The organism is Thermoanaerobacterium butyriciformans (genome assembly GCF_017874545.1).
GTDB lineage: Bacteria > Bacillota > Thermoanaerobacteria > Thermoanaerobacterales > Thermoanaerobacteraceae > Thermoanaerobacterium > Thermoanaerobacterium butyriciformans.
Map to the genome: position 1 here is coordinate 1 of NZ_JAGGLT010000054.1, position 5,634 is coordinate 5,634.

At 34.2% G+C, this 5,634-nt stretch carries 5 protein-coding genes, 1 other RNA gene and 1 other annotated feature; all 6 genes read right to left on the minus strand.

The window, feature by feature from the left end:
- Positions 1–240 precede the first annotated feature (240 nt).
- Positions 241–561: a thioredoxin gene (gene trxA / locus J2Z80_RS14655; protein WP_209455042.1), complete on the minus strand. Its 321-nt coding sequence runs from the start codon at positions 559–561 to the stop codon at positions 241–243.
- Between the two features lie 200 nt (positions 562–761).
- A complete protein-coding gene (locus tag J2Z80_RS14660; RefSeq protein WP_209455043.1) occupies positions 762–1,034 on the minus strand; it encodes a metal-sensitive transcriptional regulator in 273 nt (90 codons plus the stop codon).
- A gap of 72 nt (positions 1,035–1,106) precedes the next feature.
- Complete coding sequence (locus J2Z80_RS14665; protein WP_209455046.1) at positions 1,107–1,862, minus strand: tRNA threonylcarbamoyladenosine dehydratase; 756 nt, start codon at positions 1,860–1,862, stop codon at positions 1,107–1,109.
- 20 nt (positions 1,863–1,882) lie between these two features.
- A non-coding RNA gene (ssrS, locus tag J2Z80_RS14670) (6S RNA) lies at positions 1,883–2,063 on the minus strand.
- 46 nt (positions 2,064–2,109) lie between these two features.
- Positions 2,110–3,891, minus strand: a complete 1,782-nt coding sequence (gene aspS, locus J2Z80_RS14675; protein WP_209455044.1) for an aspartate--tRNA ligase — start codon at positions 3,889–3,891, stop codon at positions 2,110–2,112.
- 15 nt (positions 3,892–3,906) lie between these two features.
- Positions 3,907–5,160, minus strand: coding sequence for a histidine--tRNA ligase (gene hisS, locus J2Z80_RS14680; protein ID WP_209455045.1), 1,254 nt, complete (start codon positions 5,158–5,160; stop codon positions 3,907–3,909).
- Between the two features lie 80 nt (positions 5,161–5,240).
- Positions 5,241–5,440: a binding site (T-box leader), on the minus strand.
- Between the last annotated feature and the right edge of the window lie 194 nt (positions 5,441–5,634).

The following is a 5,634-nucleotide window of genomic DNA, read 5'->3' on the forward strand; positions in this document are numbered from 1 at the left end:
CTTATTTTTATCGCAAAATCATTGTTATTTTTTGTATCTAATATCTAATTTATGTCATTGTATGCTGCTGGAAATTAGTTTCCGAAATCACTCTTGTTATTATAAATACATTTTTTCCATTTAATAATTAATTATACAAAGTTATTATTATCAGAAAATATATTAAAACTTAAAATAAAAAAACTGTTATGCATATTTGCAATAACAGTCTAAATTCTACCCATTCTACCTTATGTTAAACTATATGTTTCTGTTTATAAAATCTTCAAAATCAGATTTTGGTCTTGCACCTACAATTTTGTCAACCACTTTCCCATCTTTAAAAAGTGCAATAGTAGGAATGCTCATTATCTTAAATTGCATTGCAAGCTCATTTTCTTCGTCTACATTGATTTTACCAACTTTGACTTTTCCTTCATAATCATTTGCAAGCTCTTCAATTATAGGTGATACCATTCTGCATGGACCACACCATTCTGCCCAAAAATCTACCAAAACAGGTATATTAGAATTAACAACTTCTTCCTGAAAATTATTTTTTGTTATTGTTACTTCTGCCATTTTTCTACCTCCTAATATTTATATTTTTTAACAACAGGTTTTTATTGGTAATTATTATCCTATTGCTATAATATTTTATACCTTTAAATGAAATAGATGTCAATAGTGATGATGTACTACATCATACTATTTGAAAATTATTATCCTTTTTAAAAAAATTTAGATAGGTCATAAAACGTATAGAAAAAGTAATTTCTGTTTTATTTCATAAATTTCATAAATGTATCCACAAGCTCATCAATCATATCATCTTGCTTTTCTGTATTGATAGCATCCTTCACACATCCTAATGTATGACTTTTCAATAATATCTTTCCTACGCTATTTATTGCTGATCTTACAGCCGCAACCTGTATAAGGACATCAACACAATATGTGTCCTTTTCTATCATCTTTTGAATTCCCTTTATCTGACCTTCAATTTTTTTAAGCCTTCTAAGTAAATCCTCTTTGTTATCATGGTAAGAATTCATAATTTACCTCCTATACCCCTATCAGGTACAAATCTAGTATAAGTCTACTAATAAAATTTGTCAACATAGTTTTTAATTTTTATATCCTATTAAGTCCTTTATAACTTCACCTGCTAGTATAAAACCAGCAACAGGTGGTACAAAAGACACACTGCCCGGTATTTGCCGTCTCTTAACACACGTCCTCTCCTTGTTTGTACATATACATTGCTCTTTACATGTTTCAACATCTAAAAGAGGTTTTATGGGCTTTTCCTTAGAATAAACGACTTTTAATGATTTTATACCACGTTTTCTAAGTTCGTATCTCATAACTTTCGCAAGTGGACAAATGCTAGTCTCGTATAAATCAGCAACCTCAAATTTTGTAGGATCTAGTTTATTTGCTGCACCCATGCAGCTTATAATCGGTATGCCCATCTCATTACATTTAACAACAAGGTCTATTTTTGACGAAACTGTGTCAATCGCATCAACAACATAATCATAATCAGGAGATAATAGCATATTGCTGTTTTCGCTGCTATAAAATGTTTGATAAGCAGTAACTTTAAGATTGGGATTTATCTCTAAAAGCCTTTCTTCCATAACTTCAACTTTTGGCTTGCCAACTGTTTTTCTTGTTGCATGTATTTGTCTATTTATGTTAGTTAAGCAAACTGTATCATCGTCTACAATTATTAATTTGCCCACACCACTTCTTGCTAAAGCTTCGGCTGTATATGAACCTACACCGCCCATACCAAAGACTGCAACAGTACTTGCTTTTAATTTTTCCAAATTTTCTTTCCCTAATATTAATTCCGTTCTCGAAAAAGCGTGTAGCAATGTAAATTCCTCCAATAAAAAAATCCCCCATAGTGCCGTTTAGTCGGTGGTTTTGAACCTGCTCTCGCAGGTGGGTGCCCTCCTGATAACTTCATATGTCCATTCAAAGATGGCTTATATTCCATTACCAGAGCCCAGGCTCCCTTTTCTATGTGTGTTGGCTCAAAACATTACCGCATTTCACGCACACCATAGGGTTTCTATAAATATATTAGCATATCTTATTGGATTTTTCAAGGTTAAACGTTTATAGGTCAACCTTTATATGCAATTCATCTAACTGCTCTTTAGATACTTCTGATGGTGCATCAGACATCAGATCGCATGCATTTTGAGTTTTCGGAAATGCGATTACATCTCTAATATTGTCTGTTCCAGTAAGAATCATAGTCAATCTATCAAGGCCATATGCGATGCCACCATGTGGAGGAGCACCATATTTAAAAGCATCTAGTAAAAATCCAAATCTCGCTTCAGCATCCTCATCAGTAAAGCCAAGAACCTTAAACATCTTCTTTTGTAATTCTGTATCATGTATTCTTATGCTGCCGCCGCCGATTTCCATTCCATTTAAGACAATATCGTATGCTTTTGCTCTTACGCAGCCTGGGTCCTTGTCAAGCATTTCTATGTCCTCGTCTTTTGGAGCAGTAAATGGGTGGTGCATCGCAACAAATCTTTTTTCTTCTTCACTGTATTCCAGCAGCGGAAAATCTACAACCCATAAAAATTCATATTTGTTCTCATCAATGAGATTATATCTTTTTCCCATTTCCAGCCTTAAATGCCCTAAAGCATCATAAACTACCATATTGTTTTTGTCAGCAACTATCAAAATTAAATCGCCTTTTTCAGCTTCCATAACATTTACAACTTGTGTCATTTCATCGTCTTTTAAAAATTTAGATATCTGTGACCTAGGACCGTCATCTAGCATTTGTATCCATACAAGCCCTTTTGCTTTGTATGTTTTTACATATTCTACCAGTTCATCTAATTGTCTTCTAGGCATAGATGCTGCACCTTTTACATTTATCCCTCTTACTGACCCGCCATTTTGTACAGCATCTTTAAACACTTTAAAATCAGAATCAACAAATATAGAAGACAGATCTTTTAATTCCATGCCAAACCTTATATCAGGTTTATCAGACCCAAATCTATTCATAGCTTCTTGCCATGAAATTCTCTTAAATGGCACTTCCAAATCTATATCCAATATCTCTTTAAATATACGTGCTATCATCTTTTCATTAAGAGCAATAACATCATCTTCTTCAACAAACGACATCTCCATATCAATTTGAGTAAACTCCGGCTGCCTGTCTGCCCTTAAATCTTCATCCCTCAAGCATTTTGCAATTTGATAATATCTATCAAAACCTGATATCATCAATAGCTGTTTAAATATTTGCGGTGACTGTGGCAGAGCAAAAAACTTGCCAGGCTGAACTCTGCTGGGAACTAGATAATCTCTTGCCCCTTCCGGTGTGCTTTTAATAAGCAGAGGTGTTTCTATATCGATAAAACCATTTTTATCTAAGAAATCTCTCACAATTCTCGTAATCCTATATCTAGTCATCAAAATTTTCTGCATCGAAGGTCTTCTTAAATCCAAATACCTGTACTTTAACCTTACTGATTCAGAAACATTATTTCTATCTTCCACCATAAATGGTGGAGTTTCAGCTTTGCTTAATATCTTTAACTCGCTAACATAAATTTCTATGTTTCCAGTTTCTAAATTTGGATTTATGTTTTCATCAGATCTTTTTACTACTTCACCAGCAGCAGCCAAGACGTACTCATTTCTTACATGTTGAGCTTTATCAAAAGCTTCTTTTGAAAGCTGTTCATTGCAGACTATTTGTATTAGGCCTGTCCTGTCACGCAATTCTAAAAATATGAGTCCACCTAAATCTCTCCTTCTTTGAACCCATCCCATAACTATAACGCTCTTGCCTACATCCTCTAAAGTTAATTCACCACACATGTGTGTTCTTTTCATGCCAGATAATTGCTCTCCCATCAAGTATACCTCCAATTATAATATTATTTTTTCATAGACATCATCTATACCAATTTCAATTTCCTCACCATTATCCATATTTTTTAATCTTACCACCTTATCTTTAAGTTCATCTTCACCTAAAATTATCGTATATCTGACATTTAATTTATTAGCGTATTTCATCTGTGCTTTAAGACTTCTGCCCATATTGTCAATTTCTACAGAAATCCCCAAATTTCTAAGTTTAAGTGCCATAGAGAAAGCATACTTCTTTGCATCATTGCCTACAGTACAGATGAAAAGATCAGTTCTCTTTGGCAAAGGTATTTCAATACCACTATTTTCTAATGTCAGCAATAACCTTTCGATGCCCATGCCAAATCCTACACCTGGTATAGATGGACCACCGCATTCTTCAACTAATCCGTCATATCTTCCTCCACCACAAACGGTACCTTGTGCACCTATATCATTTGAGATTATCTCAAAGGCTGTCTTTGTATAATAATCAAGACCTCTAACTATCTTGGGATTAATAACAAAGTTAAACCCGGCTTCTTTTAAATAAGATTGAAGATTTTCAAAGTGCTCTTTGCAATTATCACAAAGATAGTCCAGCATAATCGGCGCATCTTTCAATATTCTCTTGCAACTCTCAACTTTACAATCTAGAACTCTCATCGGATTTATCTTATATCTTTCTTTGCAATCATCGCATAAATTTTCAATATTCTCTCCTAAAAATTCTTTCAATGCTCTGTTATATTCTCTTCTGCAATTAGGACACCCAATGCTGTTGATGTTGAGTTCTAAATTTTTAAGCCCCAGTCTTTTAAAAAGTGTCATAGCTACACTGATTACTTCAGCATCAGCAGATGCATCATGTGCACCAAACATCTCAATTCCAAATTGATGGTGTTCTCTAAGCCTACCTGACTGAGGTCTTTCATATCTATAGACCGGTGTTATGTAGTAAAGTTTAACTGGCATCGCTTCCGCATAGAGATTGTGCTCTACAAATGCCCTAACAGCAGGAGATGTCCCTTCAGGCTTCAAAGTAATACTTCTTCCGCCCTTATCATTAAAAGTATACATCTCTTTTCTGACAATGTCAGTTGATTCACCAACGCCTCTTAAAAACAATTCTGTATGCTCAAATCCAGGCGTTCTAATTTCCCTAAATCCAAAATTGTCACATATTTCTCTAATGATATTCTCTACATAATGCCATTTATAGACTTCTGAAGGCAATACATCCTTTGTGCCTCTTGGTGCTTTTGTAAGCATTAAACCAACTCCTTATAAAATTCCTTCGTGAATAGATTGTTAATATAGAAAAATAAAATCTCTCAATCCCGCAAATAAATTGCAGGGACGAGAGACCTTCCCGTGGTGCCACCCTGATTACAACTCTTTCCTTTAACGCAGGTTTACGTATATGGCCTACATATCGACCAATATGCTAATAGGTGTCTTTCATAAAAGCAGTGATATAAAGATACTCTCAGTCACGGTATCTTCTCCCTTATATATGTGCTTTTACTACTCTCCTACTCATCGCATCATCGTATTAAGCTATTTATCTGATATTATAGCTTTAATATATTGACGTGTCAAGATAATTAAAAAAGAGTTTTTCACTTACAATACCTTGAAATATTATTTACAAAATAAACATCATGCTTTGACAGCATCACGATAAACGAAAACTATCACGATAGACAGTAGGAATCGTGGTATAATTAGAGTGTACGGCACAGA

Excerpts from the sequence above, each read along its gene's own strand:
- hisS (WP_209455045.1), bottom strand. The coding sequence starts at position 5,160 with ATGCTTACAAAAGCACCAAGAGGCACAAAGGATGTATTGCCTTCAGAA.
- J2Z80_RS14660 (WP_209455043.1), bottom strand. The coding sequence starts at position 1,034 with ATGAATTCTTACCATGATAACAAAGAGGATTTACTTAGAAGGCTTAAA.
- trxA (WP_209455042.1), bottom strand. The coding sequence starts at position 561 with ATGGCAGAAGTAACAATAACAAAAAATAATTTTCAGGAAGAAGTTGTT.
- aspS (WP_209455044.1), bottom strand. The coding sequence starts at position 3,891 with ATGGGAGAGCAATTATCTGGCATGAAAAGAACACACATGTGTGGTGAA.